Source organism: Dyadobacter ginsengisoli DSM 21015 (assembly GCF_059568735.1).
Map to the genome: position 1 here is coordinate 248309 of NZ_JCANTY010000004.1, position 20863 is coordinate 269171.

The following is a 20863-nucleotide window of genomic DNA, read 5'->3' on the forward strand; positions in this document are numbered from 1 at the left end:
TAATGCCGGTCGCAGCTCATGATCAAGCGGGTACGATAGTTAAAGCCACTTATTCTCTTTATACCAGGTCAAGGTCTCTGCGAGGCCTCGGTGCAGATTGTATTGCGGTTGGTAATGCAGATGATTTCGGGCCGCATCTATACTACAGATCCAGTTAGGGGCTGTCAGTTCTTTTAGTTTTTCTTGGTTTAAAACCGGTGTTGTTGATGAATTTGCATAAACAAGATCCAGGAACCGGGCGATCGCCTTCACCAGCAGCAGCGGCAGGTGCGTACGGAAAATTTGCTTTCCACTGATCGCCCTGAACTGGTCTGCCAATGCGTAACGGTCATATGCCTGTCCGTCCGAGATATTGTAAACCGTAATTTCCTTCTCCATTTCCCTCAATGCGGCCATGGTGGCTGTCACGAGGTCTGTTACATACACGAAACTCAACCTTTGCGGTCCTTTGCCGATGTAGGCGTCCAGACCTTTGCTGAGTGTTTTAAAAAGGACGAACAAGTCCTTTTCGCCGGGGCCATACACTGCTGTCGGGCGGATAATGCTCAGCGGCAGGCCACTTACTTTTCTCAGGTATTGCTCACCCAGCAGCTTGCTCTTTCCGTAATCCGTCACCGGAACAGGCAAGGTTTCTTCTGTGATCGGCTGGGCTGCATTGTATGCCGTGGGGCCTAATGCCGCGAGGCTGCTTAAAAATACAAACCGCTTCAACGGCATATCGGCAGACATCGCCGCCTGCGCCAGATTCAGCGAATATTCCGCATTGACCCGGTTATAGGCAGCGGCCGTTTTAGCTTTTGTCACGCCCGCCGCGTGGATAATGTAGGTATAGCCCCCATCTTCCAGCAGCTGTCTTAATTTGTCTTTTGAACTGAAATCAGTATTCACATACACGAGGTCGCCGGCATTTGCATTTAGCTTTTTCAGGAAACTCAGGTCGCTGGCAGGCCTCACCGCTGCATGGACTTCCATGCCCGCTTCGAGTGCCGCTGCCGCGAGGTGGTAACCTATAAACCCACTAGCCCCGGTGATGAATACTTTTTCTTTCATATCGCTTTCTCGAACAATCTGTACCGTTTGTACAGCTTTCCGTTGATCTGCTCAATGGCGTGGTTCATCAAGTAATTTTCTTCCAGCATCCACGAGCATTCGCCGCCTGTCACCTTGGTACCATAAGTGTTTTTGATGATCCGGCCATAAAGGCAGGCTTCAATACCCATTTTCCGGTAGCCATCGATCACACCCAGCGTGAGTACCCGTATCCGCGTAATATCCTTCTTACCAAACAGCAGTTTAAAAATCCCGGTAGGTAACAAACGTCCTCGCTTGATTTTGATCAGAATCTGGTTGATATCCGGAATACCGAGTATAAATCCGACCAGTTCATTGTCTTTTTCAGCTACCAGACAGTACCGCGGGTCCAGGATCATTTTCAGGTCCTTGGCCAGATAGTCAAACTCCGCTTCCGTCGTCGGCACAAACCCCAGGTTCTTGTCCCAGGCTTTGTTATACACTTCCCGGATCTTAACCACCTCGTTCTTGAAATCCTTGAGGTTGACCTGCCGGATCGTAATGCCACTTCTTTTAAGCCTCTCCTCCAACGCGTCGATCATTCTCACCGACTTGTCATTGGAATCTGCCACATTGATCTCATAAGCCAGCAAGTCCGTCTTCTTCTTCAAGCCAGTACTTTCCAGCAACTGAAGATAGTACGGCGCATTGTATGGCATCATCGCCATGGGCGGCCTGTCGTACCCTTCGATCAACAGACCACAGGTCTCGTTGGTCGACAAATTGACCGGCCCTACGATGGTATCCGCTCCTTTCTCCTTCACCCAGGCAATGGCTTCCTTCAAAAGGGTATCCACCACCTTCTGGTCATTCACAGTATCGAAAAAACCGAAGAAACCGTCTTTCCGGTCTGTAAAAGCATTGTGGTTCGTATTGTAAATCGCCGCTATCCTTCCGTTCACCTTATCACCGTCATACGACAGAAATAGTTTCACCTCGGAATGTTCGTGGAAAGGGTGCTTACCAGGGGTAAGCATGTCCTTTTGCGCAATGAATAATTCCGGCACATAATTCTTATCGTTCTGATAAAGGTCATGCGGAAAATCAATGAACTTGCCTAATTCCTTCGGAGTGTTTACGGGTACTACGCGGGTCATAATCTTTGTCTTTCGATAATTGCGTCAGGACAAACCTCACGGTAAATGCGGGACATTTTATCCACTGCCTCCTCGATCTGGCTGAATGTATGCGTAGCCATCAGCGAGAAACGGATCAGCGACTGTTCCGGGCGTACTCCCGGTGATACCACCGGGTTCACGAATACCCCTTCATCCTGCAATCTGCGTGTCATGATGAAAGTCTTCTCGTTGTCGCGGATATATAGCGGCAGGATCGGACTTTCGGTTGCGCCCAGGTCGAAACCATTCACGAGCAGCAACTCTTTGGCATATCTTGTATTGGCCCAGAGGCGCTCCATATGGTGCGGCTCCGACTCGATGATATCCAATGCAGCCAAGGTACTTCCCACAGATGCGGGCGTCATGCTTGCGCTGAACATGAGCGAGCGTGCGCGATGCTTCAGGTAATCGATCGTGGCGGCATCACCGGCGATAAAACCACCCAGAGAAGCCAGCGATTTACTGAATGTTCCCATGATGAGATCCGTCGACTCGGTCAGTCCGAAATAGGAAGCGGTTCCCGCTCCTTTATCGCCGATCACGCCCAGGCTATGCGCGTCATCCACGAGTACCGTCGCATCGAATTCCGTGGCAATGGCATTCAGTTCGGGCAGTTTTACGATATCGCCTTCCATACTGAAAATACCGTCGGTGGCGATCAGCTTTACTGCCTCCTCGGGAAGCAGGCTCAGCTTTTTGCGCAGGTCGTTCATGTCGTTGTGCGCATACTTGATCACTTTCGAGAAGGACAAACGGCTTCCATCGATAATGGAAGCGTGGTCGCTTTCGTCGAGGATCAGGTAATCGTTCCGACCGGTGAGGCACGACAGTGCGCCGAGGTTGGCCTGATAGCCTGTACTGAACAGCACAGCGTCCTCCTTGCCAACATACCGGGCAAGCCTGCGCTCGAGCTCTTCGTGAATATCAAGCGTTCCATTCAGAAAGCGGGAACCGGCGCAACCGGTACCATATTTCTGGACCGCTTTTTGGGATGCTTCAATGATGTAAGGATGTGAAGTCAATCCCAGGTAGGAGTTGGATCCGAACATCAGAACCGGCTTCCCGTTGATAATTACTTCTGTATCCTGTCCCGACTCGATCGGTCTGAAAAAAGGATATACGCCTTTCGCCCTTGCAATCGCCGGGTCTTTGAATTCGGCGATGCGATTGTTTAAGATTTTACCCATAATAATTAATGTCAGAATCAACAGCTTGTTTTAGTGGGGTGCCTACCGGCATCAGGCTGCGGCCTGATAGAGACATCAGGCAAGTCAGTTGGTATTGTAGCTTTTATCTTCCATGTTAAGTCCTATTAGATCGTGAGTTTCGTTAATGAATCTTCTGGCTTGTTGACCCGTCATCGATCGTCGTTTAAAACTTGATTTCCGCATTCGGGGAATTCCAGTTTTCAGCCGTCAATATTTCGGGTTAAGAGTTAAACCCAATACCGGACTGAGTAGTTCAATAAAATACCGGTTCATTTTGTATTTTCCCGGTAAAAAGAAAAAAAATGTTTTGCCCTGTTTCCCTATACAGACCTATAACCACCAAGCTCTGACCTACTTTGTGTTTTACAGACTGATTTCTTTGAACCGGGCAAAACATTAATTTTTTCATGTTACGAAACTCCGGTTCTCTAAATTTCCTCTGCTACAACGCTTTTTTGCAGGCTTTCCGGCTTCATACGCCAGGCATTCCACTTTTCTCCAAGACGGTCGACCAGGTAATATGCCATCGGCACCAGGTATATCGTGAGCAGCATCGAGCTGGTCAAACCACCGATCAGCACCCATGCCAGCGAGTTCTTCCATTCAGCCCCTGCGCCGGTCGCCGTGGCGATCGGCACCATCCCGATTACCATCGCAATCGTGGTCATCAGGATTGGTCGGAGCCGTTCTTCGCCCGCAATCAGGATAGCCTTTCTAAACGGCACACCCAGTCCTTTCTGCTGGTTTGCAAAGTCCACGATCAGGATCGCATTCTTCACTACCAACCCGATGAGCATCAGCATCCCGAGCATCGCAAAGATCCCGATATTGGACGATGACAGCGCCAGCGCAAGCAACGCCCCGATCACCGCAACCGGTATCGAGAACAGCACTACAAACGGGTACACAAAGCTGTCGTAAAGCAATACCATGATAAAATACACGAGCATCAGCCCTGCCAGCATCGCCAACCCCAACGAACCAAAACCTTCGCTTTGATTCTTCGCATCACCGCCCCAGGTGAGTATAATGTCGTCCGGAAGCGGATTTTGCTTTAAACCTGTCTGAATATTGCTCACCAGCGTCCCCGATCCAATCCCTAATGTATTGGCCGTTACTGTAACGGATGAGCGACGATTTTTTCTTTCTACAATACTCGGACCAGTACTCAGGCTTACATTCGCAAACTGTGCAAGCTGCACCGACTGCTTAGCCACCGGGCTATAAAATGTGATCGCCTTCACGTCATCGGGGTTCTTCCGGTCAAAGGCGTCCAGCATAATGCGGATATCATAATCCTCACCATTGTCACGGAACTTGGAATCATCGTTCCCCGCGAATGCATTCTGCATCGTTGCACCTACGGTTTGAATATCCAATCCCAGTTTGGCCATTTTTTCACGGTCAATGTCCACCCTTACCTCCGGGTTTCCAGCCTCGACCGACACATTGACGTCGTTCGCACCAGGCGTTTTACGCAAGCGGTTGGCAAGGTCATTGGCCGATGCCAGGATCTTGTCCAGGTTATCGCCGCTCAGGAATATCTCAATGGGCGCGGTGCCCGAATTCACCATTCCGATAGCCGCTGAATTGAATTCCACACCGGCAAATTGCTGTTCGAGCTCTTTCCGCACGGCCAGCATGTAATCTTCCGTAGGCTGCGCATTCTTGCGCTCCTCAACCGGGATCAATTCCACAGTCAGTTCCGTGCGGTTGGTTTCACCCTGGCCGGAACTATTCAAACCGGTACTCGCTCCGCCTACATTGGCAAAAATCGTTTTCACTTCGGGCTTCTTGCGCAGGTAGTCTTCGATACTTCGCGCCGTCAGGTTGTTTTGTTGCAGCGACGCGCTTTTGTCGAGTTTCATGGTAAGCAAAAATTTGCCCTGGTCCCCTTCCGCTACAAACTCCGATCCTATGATACCCAGGCCCATGACCCAGCCGGTCATTACCACAATGGCGATGAGTATGCCGGAGAAAGCCAGTTTATGCCCAAGCACCCATTGCAGGCTGCCGTGGTACCATTTTGTCAATGCTGTCAAACCTTTTTCAAACCAGATCAGGAATGCCTGCGCCGGATTTTTAGGGTTAAGATGCTCGACCCTCGCCATATTGGACGTCATCCAGGGAGTTAATGTAAAACTCACCAGCAAACTGACCATCGTGGCAAATGCAACTGTCAACGAAAACTGCCGCAAAAGGTCTGCTATCACCGAATTCACCATGGTAATCGGCACAAATACCACCACGATCACGAGGGTAATGGCCAAAGCCGCAAATCCGATTTCGGTTACGCCGTCCACCGTTGCGTGCCAGCGGTCTTTACCCATTTCGAGGTGGCGCTGAATGTTTTCCAGGATCACAATGGAGTCGTCCACAAGGATCCCGATCACGAGAGAAAGCGCTAGTAACGTCATGAGGTTCAGCGAGTAGCCCATGACATACATAAACAGGAATGCGGCAATGAGCGAGGCTGGCACTGAAACCATTACGATGAACGCATTCCTGAAACTGTGCAGGAACAGCAGCATGACTGCCGCCACCAGAATGACCGCGATCACCAGGTCATGCGTTACCGCCTCGACCGAGTCCAAAGTAAAAATGGAGCTGTCGTACGCGATCGCGAATTTGATATGATCCTTCGCATTGGCTTTCTCAATGGAAGCCAGTTTGGCCTGTACGGACTTACTGATCTCCACCGCGTTGGCATCAGACTGCTTCTTGATGAACAAACCGATCCCGTTTATCCCATTGTAACGGCTGATGCTCTCCGCATCGGTAAGGCCGTCGGTAATCTCGGCTACGTCGCTCACGCGGATGGGACTGCCATTAACAGGCGAGGTGATAACGAGATTCCGGATGTCGTCGAGAGACGAAAATTTACCGGCCAGACGCAAGGTCATATTTTCGGCGCTACTTTTTACTTTACCCGTCGGGAAATCCAGGTTGGCCTGATTAATGGCCTGCGTGACCTGTAAAAGCGACAATCCATAGAAACGCAACCTGTCATTATTGACGTTGATACGGATCTCACGCTGATCACCCCCTGTCATGTTGATTTCGGCCACGCCCTCGATCTGCTGGAGCACCGGCAGGTATTTGTCCTCAACCTGCTGATAAAAAACCTCGTTAGGCAGACTTGACGTCGCGAGCAGCTGCATAATAGGCTGATCGCTTGGCGAAATCTTCGATAGCGACGGGGTCTCTGCATCATCGGGCAGGTCGCTCAGCATATTATTGACATCTCGCTGCGCATCTTCCAATGCTTTGTCGATGTCGGTACCTGCTTTGAACTGCACGATGACCAGCGACGCGCTTTCCATCGATTTGGAAGTCACATCTTCAATATTATCCAGGCCGGACACCGCATCCTCGATCTTCTTGCTCACTTCGGCTTCCACTTCCGTCGGTGCCGCACCCGGATATAATGTTGTAATGGTGATGGTCGGTACTGAAAACTCCGGCAACAGCACATAGCTCAGCTGGGTATAAGAAGCCAGTCCGCCGATGAACAGGATCGCAAAAAGCACGATGATCATCGAAGGGCGCTTCAATATGGTTTCAATGAATTTCATGAGTTTGTTGATGAAGTGGTTACTGTGCTACTACCGATGTACCGTTTTGCAGGTTGATCTGTCCGCTTGTCACCACGCGATCGCCTGCTTTCAAACCCTTGGTAATCTCATAATATTCGTTGGTCGTGGCTCCGATTGTTACTTCGCGTAATGTTGCCTTACCATTTTCGACTACGTATAGTTGTGGCTGCTTTGCCGAGCCCATAATGGCCTGGCGCGGAACCGCGAGCGCCTCGCCTTTCACGCGTGACGCGCTTGCAATAGAACCATACATGCCGGCCTTCAAAGGGTTGGCTGTCGAATTCTGTACCGTAATTTCCACCGGATAGTTATGGGCTTCATCGCCCTGTGCCGCTACCATCGTAACCCGGCCATTAAAGCTGGCGTGAGGGTACACATCCGTCCTGACAGCAATAGCTTTGCCGGTTTTAAAATCATTCACCGATTTCTCAGGAATATTCACAACCAGTTTCAATGCAGAAATGTCGGTAATCTCCGCGATAGGCGTCCCCTGGCTTACCACCGAGCCTTTCTCGACCATTTTGGCGGTAATAATGCCGCCGAACGGCGCCACGATATTCGTATTTCTGATCTGCTTGTTCAATTGCTTGATCTGCGCCTGAGTGCTGCGGATGCTCAATTCCGTACGCTCGACGTTCACTGCCGGAACCGCATCGCCTTTCACCAATGCTTCGTAACGTTTCAAGTCGTTCTGATAGCCTTCCAGGGTCACCTGTAATGCTTCCACCTGATAATGCAGCTGCTCATCGTCAATCTTGGCGATCAATTGTCCGGCCGCTACGCGCTGCCCCACCTCGATATTCAGCTTTACGATCTCGCCGCTTGCCTGCGGGCGGATTTCCGCTTTCCGGTTGGGATCAAATGAGCCCAGAAAGCCCGATTCCTGTGCAAGATCGCGTAGTTCAACGACCGCTACTTTCACCCCAACCTTGGGGTCCGGGTCGGGGACATAAACTTTTTGTTCCGTTTTCTCCTTGTTGCTCAGCAACTTTGCAGCGGTAAGCCCAAGTACGGCAATGATTCCCAGAAAGATGAATAGACGTTTCATAATGGTTGTGATGTTGAAAGTGTTGTCGGGAATTGTCATTAAAGGTCAGAAGTTGTCTTTGATCGTCAGGTGTTGTCAAGGATTGTCATTTGTTGTCGGCAGAGGTCATTCATTTTCAGAGAAAGTAGTTATGTATACTACAACTGACCGCATGACTATAACTGACAACACCTGACTATTACTTGACCACACGCGACTTCCTGCCTTGCTATTAATGGTCCTAGTTTGTTGATGAATCTTTTTAGCTGTTGATGAAGTGCTCGTTTGTTGATGAATACGGCATTATTGATGAAGTTCTTTTTATTTCTGAATCAATTGTCCGGTGGCCTTTTTCCATTCCAGCTCGGCTTTCAGGAGTTGCACCAGCGATGTCAGATAGTTGTTTTGTGCATCCAGAAGGCTATTTTCGGCCTGGATTACGTCCGTCAGCGAAACCGTCCCTTCCTTGAATTGAAGCTGAATCTGCTTGTAGACCTTTTCCGCGAGCGCTACCTGGTCCTTTTTTGCATTGATGTTTTTCTGCTCCACACCGAACTTGTTGCGGGCATTGTTCTCTTCCATTTGAATGGCTTCCCGCACCTGCCTTAGCTGGACATCCAGTTTTTCGCGGTCGATCTGGTTCTGGCTTCGCTTCGCCTTTCTCGCCATTCCGTCGAACACATTCCAGTTCAGCTGTAAACCAGCCCAGTAACCCGGCACATCCTGAAAGGTCGAATTCTCACCGCCCTGGGCATAGAACGCCATATTGGCCACACCATATGCATTCACAGTCGGGATCAGACCGGAACGTATATTCCTGTCTTGCAAGCTATTAAGATCCTTTTGTTTTTGAAGCAGGGCTACATCCGTGCGCCTGGTCTTATCCCAATCGGCATAGGCAGGCAAAGCCACGCCCCGAACGTTTATAGCTATACGCACAGAATCGTTTTGCGGAATACCAGTATAATATTTCAATAAATTAACCAGTTGGTTATAATTATCTTTCAGCGTGGCCTGCTGTGTTTCGGTCGATGTTTTGTTGATCATGATCCTGTCTACATCCACACGCTGTCCTAATTTGTTCTGATACAACAGATCCGAAACTTTGTAAAGCCGGTCCAGCGAAATAAGATTACTGTCAAGGAATGCCATCTGCTGGACAACCGTAACAAGGCTATAATAGGCGTCGGTCACGTTGTAGGCCACATCTTCCTTCGTTTTGGTAGTGCTGAGCGATGTCAGCTCGCGGTTCAGATTGGCCGCCTTCAATGCATATTTCACCGACGGATTATACAGAGCCTGAGTTACTTGTGCGGTGGTCGACAGGTTGTACGGCAATCCGAATGCCAGCGTGCTAAACTCTCCTTCAGGTCCGCCGAAAGCACTCGCCGGCACTACCTGCCCGGGTATCTTAAAATACCGTTTATAATCCCCCGAGACCGTAACGCTGGGCAGCAACCCGGATCTCACCTCGTCGATCTTCGCATTCGTCTTGGCCTCGTCGAGCCTGGCTGCCTGAACGCTGAAATCGTTTTTCATGGCCAAATCCAGCAATTGATTCAGGTCGTACTCTTGCGCATGCGCCCGCTGGAATAGCATCAGGCATAGCATTCCCGTGACATGGAACAGGTGTTTCATGGCTGAACAAATGTTTATTTTAAATGTTTGTTTAATGAAGTGGCAAAAAAAATGACTACCCGATGACTAGATAGTTACACACCATCGCCTTAATGTGCTCTTTCTGCTCCTCTGCATACCGCTCGAAATCCTCGTCGGTCATCATGAACAGTTCCTTATGGATCTCCTTGCCCATGAAAATGAACTCCACGCCGCATTTGATCAGTGGAAGAATATTTTCGAGCTGCATAGGTCGCAATGTCCCGTTTGCAGCGCCTTCTTCCAACTGCTTTTTCAGGTACGTTTCCCTTACCTGCCGGAACACCGACATATCCGGAAAAAGCCTCTGGGGCGATTTATGAATCTCGTTCATGATAAAAATCACGAGGTCCGGCTCCTTTTTCATCATCTGGAAATCATTGTCGATGATTTCCGAAATCTTGTCTTTTATATCGATATCCTTGTTCAGGATGGTGAGCATATTCTGAAAATACTCTTCCAGAACATCTTTGAAAATTTCCAGAAACAGCTTCTCCTTACTTCTAAAGTAGTAGTTCGTGAGCGCAATATTCATGTCAGCCTCTTTCGCGATGTCACGCGACGTGGTGCCGTCAAAACCTTTTTTCAGAAAAACCCGTTTCGCCGCTTCCCTTATCTTGTCTTCACTCTTTTCTGTAACGCACTTCACTGGTCTGGTGTGTTAGGTTTCTTACTAATGATCACAACTGCTTGTTGAATCAACGGTTCAAAATTGAGCAATTGAAATTACAATGGCAAGTGTTTTAAATAAAAAATTTAAACAATCATTTAAAATATTTATTTGAAACTAGTATTTACCCGATTTGTCCTATTTCTTGTTTTTCTTTACAAAACTAATCTGCCCGTTGTTTTCCATGTACGCGCTCTCGATGCTGTCAAAGCTCTCGACATTCATATTGTTACGAAGGCTCGCATAAAGATCTGATTCACTGATCAATGCCCGCCTCATATTATCCGAATCCAGTCGTCCATTTTTGAAAAGCACGATCTTCTGCCCTTTGATCAGGACTCCAAACCGCAGGTTCAAAGCGCCCAGCCAGGCACCCAGCCGGTGTAATACGGCTATGACAGTCGCTGCGCCGATCGTCGGCAGGAATTCAGAGGCGCCTACTACGGCCCGGCTCAGAATGGCCCCGAGCAAAATGACAATAATATTGTCGAACGGCGATTTCATGCCAAACGACCGTCTCCCGGCAATGCGAAGCAGGATCAGCGTGATGATAAAAATCACCATTGCCCTGAGTGACATCTGAAGAACCGTCTGGTTTTCCCCTTCCCCGAAAAGTCTGACAATCGTTTCCATAGCGAATCTGTTCGTTTTCCTGCACACTCAGCAAAAAACAAACCAGCCTCCGCACGCCTAATCCAACATGTTCCAGTCGGCTACTTTTTCGCCCTGTTTTTCAACAAGCCACACCCTGCTCCCCTTAAAGTTTCTGAGGTATTTCTTGCTCTGAGCAATACCCGCCACGCTGAACGCCGTTGCGAGAGCATCCGCTACCGTGCCATCGGGCGATATAACGGTAGTCCTGACGTGGAAAAGCAATCCGATGCCCGTCTTTGGATCGACAATATGGGAATACCGGACGCCATTGTGCTCCATATAGCGGTAGGTTGGACCGGAAGTCGCCAGCGCTACGTTCGAAAGTTGCATGGCTTTCAGTGAATCGCTGCCGTTGGATACATTGATATTCCAGCCTTTCGAGCCGGGCGGCGGATTGGTAAGAACGATCTTCCCTCCAGCATCCATCATCGCCGAGGTGATACCCAATTTTTTGAGTTCTTTAACAGCTTCTTCGGCGGCGTAACCTTTACCCAAACCCCCAATATCGAGCCGCATCCCTTTCTGGGTGAGTAAGATGCTCTGTGTTTTACGATCAAGTTTCATTTTCCGGTAACCCGTTCTGGTCTTCGCGTCCCGGATTTCCTCCTCGGGCGGAAAAATACCCTTACGTGTCGCGTGCCGCCACATTTGCACGAGCGGGCCCAGCGTCGCGTCAAATGCGCCGCCGGTTTTGGCACTGATATCCTGCGAAATGGCAAGAATTTCGAAAAGGTCTTTGCTTACATGCACCCATTTACCGCTCCCTGACTGTGCTGAAAGTCTGTTGATCTCGCTGCCGTCGCGATAATCGCTCATGATCTCGTTCAGTTCCTCCACCCTTTTGAACGCCTTTTCCGCAGCCACCCTTGCCAGAGAATCGCCCGATGCATAAAAAACCAATTTGAAAGGTGAGCCCATCAAGCCCTTTTCAAAGCTGTATCGCATTTCCTGCGCGTAAGAAGAAAGGCCTGAGATGATTAGAAATAGAAAAAGGATGGGCCGGGTAACTTTGAAAAAAGATGTCATGAGCAATTTAACGGGTAATCGGCCCGCAAATTACTTCAATTAAACGAAACCGTGGGCAGCAAGCCGGCACAATAACCGTGACCAGTATTGATAAGGACAAAAAGGGTCCGGACTTCCTGTCCGCACCCTTTCTGCTTCCGGTACTCGCATATTCTAATACTCGCTATACTCGTCTATCAGGTTATTTTCCTCAGCGTGATCTTGATGATGATGATGTGCATTTATTGCATCCTTAATCATACCTGCTCCAATAAAAGGCAGGGAAACGACAGTCGAAATAATCACTGCGATAAACAAAATACTTGCAAAAAGTAACTTCCCGGAATACTCAACTACGTTGGATAAGAAGTTCATAATATGCAATTATTTACTTATTAGATTTAATTACCAAAGTTAAAAAAATAACCATGCCACTAAAAGGAAATATTCTTATTTTTGGATATAATTTAATGATTTATAGATATTTAACTACAAAACCTCTCAAATCAGTAGCATCGATTCTACGCAAATCAGAAACATTTTCCACGATTTGTAACCATAAGTAAAATTTATTTTACACACGACTCACCCTCCGTTTCATGAATAATTTTTTTACGGCATTTCTGAGAGTTATTTTCGCCGGAATTCTCGGATTGGCCACCGTTCTTACAACCATTATCATGTCCCCGTTCCTCTTACTGATGTGGATTTGGAAAAAAATAAATGGTGATCCACCCGACTCATGAAACACCTGGAAGAGTTTCTATATTGCAGATAAACCAAATCTGCTCCCACCGGCGCTATGAAAAGAAGAAACTTCATCCAGCTTGCGTCCCTCACCGGATTTTCTTCCATTGCCTTTGCGTTTACCCGTTTCGGACAGCGAGAGGTCGCACCACTCCCAATTGCATCCTTTCCAGAAATGACCGTGGCCGAAATGCAGAAACAGATGCAAACCGGCCGCCTGACGTCCGTCGCGCTGACGCGCTACTACCTCGATCAGATTGCGAAAACAGATCAGGCAGGCCCGAAATTGAATTCAATCATTGAAACAAATCCCGATGCACTCCGGATCGCAGCAGCTTTGGACGCCGAACGAAGAAGCGGCAAATTTCGCGGGGCGATGCACGGCATCCCGGTCCTGCTGAAAGACAATATCAATACCGCCGACAAAATGAAAACCACGGCGGGTTCACTGGCTTTACAGGACCATATCGCAGGAAAAGATGCATTCATAGTCGCAAAACTCAGGGAAGCCGGGGCGGTTATTCTGGGAAAAACCAATCTCAGCGAATGGGCCAATTTCAGATCCACCAGGTCTTCGAGCGGTTGGAGCAGTCGTGGCGGACAAACCAAAAATCCGTATGTACTGGACCGGTCGCCCTGTGGATCGAGCTCCGGATCGGCAGTGGCGGTGGCGGCCAACCTTTGCGCAGTAGCCGTGGGGACCGAGACCAATGGCTCCATCGCATGCCCAGCCTCGATGAATGGTGTGGTGGGCATTAAACCTACTGTAGGGCTGGTAAGCCGGTCGGGCATTATTCCTATTTCCAGGACGCAGGATACCGCCGGCCCATTTGGCAGAACCGTGGCCGATGCAGCAGCGTTGCTGGGCGCACTGGCAGGCCAGGACCCGTCGGATCCGGCGCGTCTGGCATCGCCAGGTCCGCCCCCCGCAGACTATACACCTTTTCTCGACCCCAATGGACTTAAAAACAAGCGCATTGGAATCGAAAAAAGCCTGCTAAAAGTGCACGAAGGCATCGACAACCTGCTCACCAGGGCATTGGAACAATTAAAATCACAGGGTGCAGAGATCGTTGAAATCGAGTACATGAAAACGCAAAGGCTGCCCGGTGCGGAATCGTTGGTGCTGCAATACGAGTTCAAAGAGGGTATCAATAACTATCTTGCTTCTTCCAATGCGCGAATCAGGTCACTCGAAGGCCTCATTGAATTCAATAAGGCCAATGAAGCGAAGACCATGCCTTACTTCAAACAGGAGCTTTTCGAAAGCGCACAGGCAAAGGGCGATTTGGACAGTAAGGAATACAAGGACGCGTTGGGGAAGATCACCAGCGTCGGCGAAGCGTTGAACGAGCTGTTCGAAAAACACAAACTGGATGCATTATGCGGCCCATCCACCGGCCCTTCCTGGTGCATCGATCTTGTAAACGGTGACTTCTGGACAGGATATGGGGCTTACGGCCCAGCTGCATTGGCAGGATTCCCTTCGATTACGATGCCAATGGGCATGTTCAACGGATTGCCGGCGGGCATTTCTTTCCTGGGAAAAGCATACCAGGAGCCCGAACTTATCCGCATCGCCTATGCATACGAGCAGGTATCAAAAAACCGGACTACGCCTGCTTTCAAAAAAACGATAACCGGCTGATTACCTGGACAGGTATACTTCATAAAAAGACCCTTTCTGGCCGCAGAACTGGTTGGCTTCCTGCTGGGAATAGATGACTTTCCCCATTTGATAGAAGTCTTCGTACTGATTGTATGGATAAGGCGTAAATTTCACTTTGTCAGGAAACAGTGATTGGGTGACCACATTTTCCCGCAAGGCTCGTTGAATGTGGGATATCGGCACGATTAACCCCATTACCAGAAAAAGCAGAATCGGGTAGGCCATCCGCATTTTATACCAGTGAGGTGTTTCTTTCGCCCATTCGGAAAACCGATGCAGGATAAAGAGCGATAACAGGGTTAAAACGGGTGTGCTGCCGCGCAGAAACCAGTCGTTCCATTTACCCATCCTGAACAGGGAGATCACGATCAGAAGGACAAACAACCCGTGAATGATATTCGCATAATGGCTTTTATGCAGATTCAGGATCATTACGATCCCATACAGCACCGCCAGGTCGATCACGACCCCGAAGAAATAATGGAAAGCGATCTCATTCAACGGATTGAATTGCCAGATAAAACCCGAAACGACAGAATTTTTGCCCTGAAGAAAGTAAAAGAACGTGGGCACAAAGAGGAGCCCCGGCAGAAAGAGATCGAGCATCGGCCTCGGCTTAAGAAAATACTGAGGTTCGCGGTAGTAGCGAAGGGCTATCAGCATCGAGAAAATGATCACGAAGACGATCGACGGAAAAATGCCCCAGATGAATATTGAAATAACCGCCAGGAAACTTTTCTCCGGTTTTTTGGCGTACACGTAATCATTGAACAACACACACGACACAATGATGATGGGTATCAGCTGATTAGGCGCCCATTGCGCCTGGTACAGCACCGGCCATATCTCAGTAAAGAACGGCGGCACGTGGTAATTGAGGCCAACCACCCGGAGGAACAACACCTTGGTCACATGACCGATACCACCAAGCGACAGGAAAAAAACCAGCGACAAATGGCTTTTGTTGGTAAAGATGAAAATCCAGGCGATACCGATAAATAGCCCGACGGAAGCCCACAGATAAAGCGCGATACCCGACAACTCTCCCAAGCCTTTGGAAATCAGCGCAGGTACGAGGAAGAACCCGAAGTAGTGGCAGGCGAAACGCCCGTTCTCCTTGAAAACTACGGGCCAGGAATGACTAAAAAGCGTGTAGTACTTCGAGTTATGCCCCCAATAATCGAACGCCTGGAAACAAAAGCCACCAATTCCTGAGAATGCGATGATCGCCAGCGATATGAATGCGATTTCGATCATATGGCGAGTCGCCAGATCGGTTTTCTGAGTCTTCCCCCGCTGATAACTGATGCCGTACATGAAGGCCAGGCCAATGGCCAGGAGTATCGAAACAGGCATCCTGAACCAGCTAACCGCGAAAATGAGGTTTGGCAGGAGCAAATAACCCAGACTTAAATTACGTAGTACAGTTGTTTTCATTCAGTAACCGGCTTTCAGTAAAAGGATCCCCGTGGATGGCCCCAAAAATCCGACGAAATTAATAGAAATGATCCGTCATCAGATACCGGACAATCACTTATTTGTAACCGTTGCAATCCCAGCGATACTTATCTATTAAAGATACCGAAAATTCGGTTTCAAAACATGCTATCGCTCCACTCAGTTGCCGGCCATTGAATAGTAACTTCGCGAATAAAATAAACCCGGCATTCCAGTAATCTTTACCGCTTCGCCCCTTTTCCATGAACTACTAAACCTACCTTCATGGACAGAAGAAAATTCGTCAAAAACAGTGCTTTTACCCTGTGCGCATTACCGGCGATTCCTGCATCGGCATTCTCCTTCAAACGCATTCAGGCAGACATCATGCCTGCATGGCTCCTCGCACTCGTGACGCAAAATGACAAGGGCATCGAATCGTTGCGGACCTATCAGGTAAAGGAATCCGACAATCTGGCATTAGGAGGCCTTAAAGACGGTTTTGATCTTCTCAACCCGCACAGCACCGCAGCGTTGATCCAATGGGGTGCTTGCGGTATTTCTTCTCCTTCATCGAAGTTCTACCGCTCGAAGGAACTATTGGCGGATATCAATCTGGCTGCATTGTACCTGGTTAAAACTCAACATCCGGACGGCACCATCGACCTGCTTTCAACCAATTTCCATTCCACGCCCGACACCGGTTTTTTGGTAAAACGGCTCACGATGGCCTATATTTTACTTCAAAAATCAGGAACGGACGGGGTTGACAAAATGCTCGCCAACCTGAAGACATTCCTCGTGCGTGCGGGTGACGCACTAAGCGCAGGAGGTATCCACACCCCTAATCACCGCTGGGTGGTTTCGGCTGCATTGACGAAGTTGAACGAGCTTTGGCCAAACCCCAGGTACGTCGCAAGAGCTGAACAATGGCTGGGCGAACACATCGATATGGACCGGGATGGCCAATACAATGAAAAAAGCACATTCATTTATTCCTCGCTCACCGACCGGCTGCTCATTACCATTGCCAAAGGGCTTAAAAAACCGGAGATTTTTGAAAATGTCCGTAAGAACCTCAATATGACGATGTACTATGTGCATCCGAATGGCGAAGTAGTAACCGACGCATCGGGACGGCAGGACAAAGCCATTGTGGGCACGATGGAAAACTATTATTATCCTTACCGTTACCTGGCGATCAAGGATCAGAACGGTGAGTACGCCGCCATGTGCAGGCTGATCGAGCAAACCGCAGGACCCAAAACCGGTGCATTCCTCGATTATTTCCTGACAGACCCATCGCTTTGGGTCGAATTGCCCGCAGAAAAGCCGGTACCGGTCAATTATGTAAAAACATTCCCGAATTCCGGACTGGTACGCATCCGAAGGAACCGCCGGGACTCGACACTAATCGCCAACAACCCGGTTTGGTTTACATTCATGAAAGGCAATGCGGTTTTGCAGGGCGTCCGCTTCGCGTCTTCATTTTTCGGCAAAGGCCAGTTCCAATCGGAAAAGATAAATCAGAACGGCAATGGATGGGAGCTTGTTCAGAAGCTGGATGGCCCCTATTTTCAGCCCTACCCCAAAGAATCCATTGCGCCGGACGGCGACTGGGAAAAGATGCCACGCAGCTTCCGCCCGCAGAGCGAAGTCCAGATCCTGGAAACAAAGGTTGCGATCAGGGAAACAGCGGACGGCATGGAGATCGAGGTAACCACGAACGGAACCGAGCGCGTCCCCGCGGCGTTGGAACTGATTTTCCGCCCGGGAGGTACGCTCACCGGCGTTACCAAAATCGAGAACACGAAGGATTCATGGCTTTTGAAAGAAGGAATGGGAACTTACCAGTCCGGGAACGATACCATTACATTCGGCCCGGGCATCGCATTGCACAAAAACATCGCATTACGCGGCGCACTACCCATCATGGAAGCCCCGACTGTTTTTCTCACGGGCCTCACGCCGTTCAGGCACACCCTACGATTCTCCTGAAAAAGCAGCTTCCCTGGCAAGATCGCCGAAAATAGCGGTCTTGCCAGGGAAGATTCATTCAGTATTCCTTTGTTTCAGATCACTATTGTTTGTCCAGCCATTCCAGAATGTAATCGGCATCCTCTTTCCAGGTTGGCTGACCCAGTACGTAGTGGTTACGGCCGGGAAACTCTTTGTAATCCAGCACAGAACCATTGTTTTTGTACGCTTTGAAATTACGCAGGTTCATCGAAGCCGGGATAATGTTGTCCTTTTCGCCGGAAGTGATGAGCAATGGCGCGTGTGCCTTTTTGAAATCCACTGCTGCGGCAGAGGTTAATCCCCCGCGGCCCACTGTTTTGGATTCAGGAACCACATTTTCTGCCCAGGTTTTTTTCTGCTCTTCCAGGCTCATGCCATTGGTAAAAGCATATTGCCAGTCGGCCAATGACATCAGATAAGTTTTTTTCAGCGAGCTGAACAGGCCCAGTACTTTATAACCTGCTCTCAGGAATGACAATTCGTAAGGGATAACGCCTTGTGGTGGTACAGGGTGAATCGCAACACCGGCAGCGGCCAGATCGCGGTTGACGAGGATCTGGGTAATCAGCCCGCCGAGCGAGTGACCAATGATGATCGGTTTTTCGGGAAGCGATTTTACGAAGTTAGCGTAATGATCAACGAGTTCGGTCAGCGTCAGGGCAGCTAGATCCGTGTCGTTGGGCTGTCTGTCCCTCAGCTCGGCAGCGGAGGCATCTTTGAACGGCCAGGCTGGGTTGTAGGTAGTATATCCTTTGCTTTCAAAATAGGTTTTCCATTCATTCCATCCGTTGTGGCTTACAAATGCACCTGTGATAAATACGACGGTTTTGGTGTTAACAGTTTTCATGATTTCTATCGGTTAAAAGTTGATTTCTGTTTTGTTTAAATCTTTGAACACGACAAAGTTGCACTGTTACACCGACGATAATCTTAACCTGAGTTAAGATCGTCATTTACCCGTCATTCTTTTTCTGATCCGGCTAAGCGAAGGTGCCTGGATGCCCAGGTAGGAGGCAATATGGTAGAGCGGGACGTTATTAAAAATGTCGGGATGGTTCTGGATCAGTTCCAGGTAGCGTTGTTCAGGCGTCCGGAACATGAGCTCCTCCGCGCGGGTCATTGCCAAATTGAATGCGGTTTCGGCAACCATCCTTCCGAAACGTTCCCACTCATGCGATTGCTGGTAAAGCTGGTTGAGGTGGTTGATATGAATATATAGAATGGTCGAGTTGACCATCGATTCCGTATAATAACTGCACGGTGTTTGGGTAACGAAGCTTTTGTAGGCCACGACAACCTGATTTTTAGAAAAGAAAAAGACATTCTTCTCCTCCGCAGTTTCGTCGTCGATGTAATAGGTCCGGAAAACCCCGTCGAGTATAAAGCCCATGTATTTGCAGACATTTTTATACTCATTATAAAATTCCCCTTTGCCATAGGTCCGTTTCTGCCAATGGGGTACGGATAATTCGAACGCTTCCGCATTGATCCCGGCAAATTGATTGAGTGCGTATCCAAGGATTTCGTTTTCGGTCATCGATTGAGTTTTTAAGACGTATATTCCAAAAATAGCCAGCAAAGCGCTTTTTTCCTCAATAAATTTGACCGTCCGGCGAAAAGCACAAAACTTCCCGCAAAAACCTCATTACCAACTACCTGATGTGATGATTAATGATTAAATTTGGTTAACCTCCCCTGATCGTAAAGCTCCGGACCTCAAACGTTTCTTCCTATGTACAGAAAGACTCTACTGCTTGCACTGGTCCTTTTGTCGCGGGTGTGCATCGCGAACCAGATCCTGATCCCGATGGATCAGACCCAAACCAATCATTTGAAGGCTTATGGGCTCGCCTATATTTTGCTGAAAGGCGAGATTGAAGTAGAATGGCTGCTCAATTATCGCGGCGGAAGCTTCAAGATCCAATACACCAAATCCATCGAAAACGAATGCAAACTGCGGGCCATTTCCTATGAAGTACTATCGGAAGCCGCCAGCGCACAGATAGTGAGCCAGATCAGCAATGCGGATGTCAATATGGATGTGGTGAAATTGTTCAAAGCCGCGAAAATAGCGGTGTACTCCCCGATCAAGATCAGTCCGGCCGAATTTGAGAATACCGACGCCGTGCTACTCGTGCTCAAATACGCCGAAATTCCCTTCGAGGTGATCTACGATGAGGAAATCCTGCGCGGCGATCTACCTAAATACGACTGGCTGCATTTACATCATGAAGATTTTACGGGCCAGTTTGGCAAAAACCTGCGCCGTACCAGCGAAACGGATATCAAAGCCCAGGAGGCAATCGCTAACCGGTATGGCTATTCCAAAGTATCCAAAATGAAGCTGGCCGTCGCAAAGGCGATCAAAGAGTTTTGTGCCGGGGGCGGCTTCCTGTTCGCGATGTGTTCGGGGGCGGAGACGTTCGACATTGCGCTTGCCGCCGAGGGCGTCGATATTGTGGACAATCTCGACGGAGACGGCATCGACCCGGATGCGCAGTCGAAACTGGATTTCGACAAGACGTTCGCATTCTACAACTTCAAGTTGCAGCTCGATGAATATGAGGGAATGAATTTCTCGGATATCAATTCTGCCGCCGGCCGTTACCGCGGGTGGGGTGAAAACGATGCCTATTTCTCTCTTTTCGACTTTTCAGCCAAATGGGACGTTATTCCGGCGATGCTGGTACAAAATCATGAACACCTGATCCGCGAATTTTTCGGTCAGACTACCGCATTCTCCAAATACACGGTAAAACCCAGTTCACTGGTAATGGGTACCAGCAGCACTTCCGATCGTTACATTTACGGCGAGCTCGGACGGGGACAATGGACATTTTACGGCGGCCACGACCCCGAGGGACGTGGCGGCGGAGGGCGGCGGATGCCGACCGACCTTAACCTCTACCCCAATTCACCGGGTTACCGGCTGATACTGAACAATGTGTTGTTTCCTTCCGCGAGAAAGAAGAAACGGAAGACCTGA

The 20863-nt window shown here is 49.1% G+C and carries 16 protein-coding genes; 3 read left to right on the top strand and 13 right to left on the bottom strand.

Annotated elements, in window-relative coordinates:
- Positions 1 to 39: 39 nt before the first annotated feature.
- The 10 genes from BP71_RS16190 to BP71_RS16235 all read right to left on the bottom strand — a co-directional run bounded on the left by BP71_RS16190 (position 40) and on the right by BP71_RS16235 (position 12380).
- Positions 40 to 1050: an NAD-dependent epimerase/dehydratase family protein gene (locus BP71_RS16190; RefSeq protein WP_496380982.1), complete on the bottom strand. Its 1011-nt coding sequence runs from the start codon at positions 1048 to 1050 to the stop codon at positions 40 to 42.
- The gene (locus BP71_RS16195) at positions 1047 to 2168 is read right to left on the bottom strand and encodes a GNAT family N-acetyltransferase (RefSeq protein ID WP_496380984.1); all 1122 of its coding nucleotides are present in this window, start codon (positions 2166 to 2168) and stop codon (positions 1047 to 1049) included. The genes BP71_RS16190 and BP71_RS16195 overlap by 4 nt, the downstream gene beginning before the upstream one ends.
- A complete protein-coding gene (spt, locus tag BP71_RS16200; RefSeq protein WP_496380986.1) occupies positions 2165 to 3376 on the bottom strand; it encodes a serine palmitoyltransferase in 1212 nt (403 codons plus the stop codon). The genes BP71_RS16195 and spt overlap by 4 nt, the downstream gene beginning before the upstream one ends.
- Before the next feature lie 449 nt (positions 3377 to 3825).
- Positions 3826 to 6972 (bottom strand): efflux RND transporter permease subunit, encoded by a 3147-nt coding sequence (locus BP71_RS16205; protein WP_496380988.1) that lies wholly within the window; start codon positions 6970 to 6972, stop codon positions 3826 to 3828.
- 19 nt (positions 6973 to 6991) lie between these two features.
- Positions 6992 to 8041, bottom strand: a complete 1050-nt coding sequence (locus BP71_RS16210) for an efflux RND transporter periplasmic adaptor subunit (RefSeq protein ID WP_496380990.1) — start codon at positions 8039 to 8041, stop codon at positions 6992 to 6994.
- 300 nt (positions 8042 to 8341) lie between these two features.
- Positions 8342 to 9658: a TolC family protein gene (locus tag BP71_RS16215; protein ID WP_496380992.1), complete on the bottom strand. Its 1317-nt coding sequence runs from the start codon at positions 9656 to 9658 to the stop codon at positions 8342 to 8344.
- A 55-nt stretch (positions 9659 to 9713) separates the two neighbouring features.
- Positions 9714 to 10325 (bottom strand): TetR/AcrR family transcriptional regulator, encoded by a 612-nt coding sequence (locus BP71_RS16220; protein WP_496380994.1) that lies wholly within the window; start codon positions 10323 to 10325, stop codon positions 9714 to 9716.
- A gap of 159 nt (positions 10326 to 10484) precedes the next feature.
- Entirely contained in the window at positions 10485 to 10979 is a 495-nt protein-coding gene (locus BP71_RS16225) for a DUF421 domain-containing protein (protein ID WP_496380996.1), read from the bottom strand.
- 57 nt (positions 10980 to 11036) lie between these two features.
- Positions 11037 to 12026, bottom strand: a complete 990-nt coding sequence (locus BP71_RS16230) for an FAD:protein FMN transferase (protein WP_496380998.1) — start codon at positions 12024 to 12026, stop codon at positions 11037 to 11039.
- A gap of 153 nt (positions 12027 to 12179) precedes the next feature.
- Positions 12180 to 12380, bottom strand: a complete 201-nt coding sequence (locus BP71_RS16235; protein WP_496381000.1) for a hypothetical protein — start codon at positions 12378 to 12380, stop codon at positions 12180 to 12182.
- A 427-nt stretch (positions 12381 to 12807) separates the two neighbouring features.
- Here BP71_RS16235 and BP71_RS16240 point away from each other — a divergent pair, with 427 nt between their 5' ends.
- Positions 12808 to 14400: an amidase gene (locus BP71_RS16240; protein WP_496381002.1), complete on the top strand. Its 1593-nt coding sequence runs from the start codon at positions 12808 to 12810 to the stop codon at positions 14398 to 14400.
- Here the strand turns inward: BP71_RS16240 and BP71_RS16245 are convergent, their stop codons facing one another.
- Entirely contained in the window at positions 14401 to 15858 is a 1458-nt protein-coding gene (locus tag BP71_RS16245) for a hypothetical protein (RefSeq protein WP_496381004.1), read from the bottom strand. It abuts the gene before it with no gap.
- Positions 15859 to 16143: 285 nt separating this feature from the next.
- On the opposite strand from BP71_RS16245, the gene BP71_RS16250 reads away from it, so the two are divergent.
- Positions 16144 to 17856 carry a hypothetical protein gene (locus tag BP71_RS16250; protein WP_496381005.1) on the top strand — a complete coding sequence of 571 codons (1713 nt, stop codon included), beginning with the start codon at positions 16144 to 16146 and terminating at the stop codon, positions 17854 to 17856.
- A gap of 82 nt (positions 17857 to 17938) precedes the next feature.
- Here BP71_RS16250 and BP71_RS16255 read toward each other — a convergent pair whose 3' ends face one another.
- Together BP71_RS16255 and BP71_RS16260 are read right to left on the bottom strand one after the other, a co-directional pair.
- A complete protein-coding gene (locus BP71_RS16255) occupies positions 17939 to 18724 on the bottom strand; it encodes an alpha/beta hydrolase (protein ID WP_496381007.1) in 786 nt (261 codons plus the stop codon).
- Positions 18725 to 18826: 102 nt separating this feature from the next.
- The gene (locus BP71_RS16260) at positions 18827 to 19414 is read right to left on the bottom strand and encodes a Crp/Fnr family transcriptional regulator (protein WP_496381009.1); all 588 of its coding nucleotides are present in this window, start codon (positions 19412 to 19414) and stop codon (positions 18827 to 18829) included.
- 195 nt (positions 19415 to 19609) lie between these two features.
- Between BP71_RS16260 and BP71_RS16265 the strand changes: the two genes are divergently transcribed.
- Entirely contained in the window at positions 19610 to 20863 is a 1254-nt protein-coding gene (locus BP71_RS16265; RefSeq protein WP_496381011.1) for an asparagine synthetase B, read from the top strand.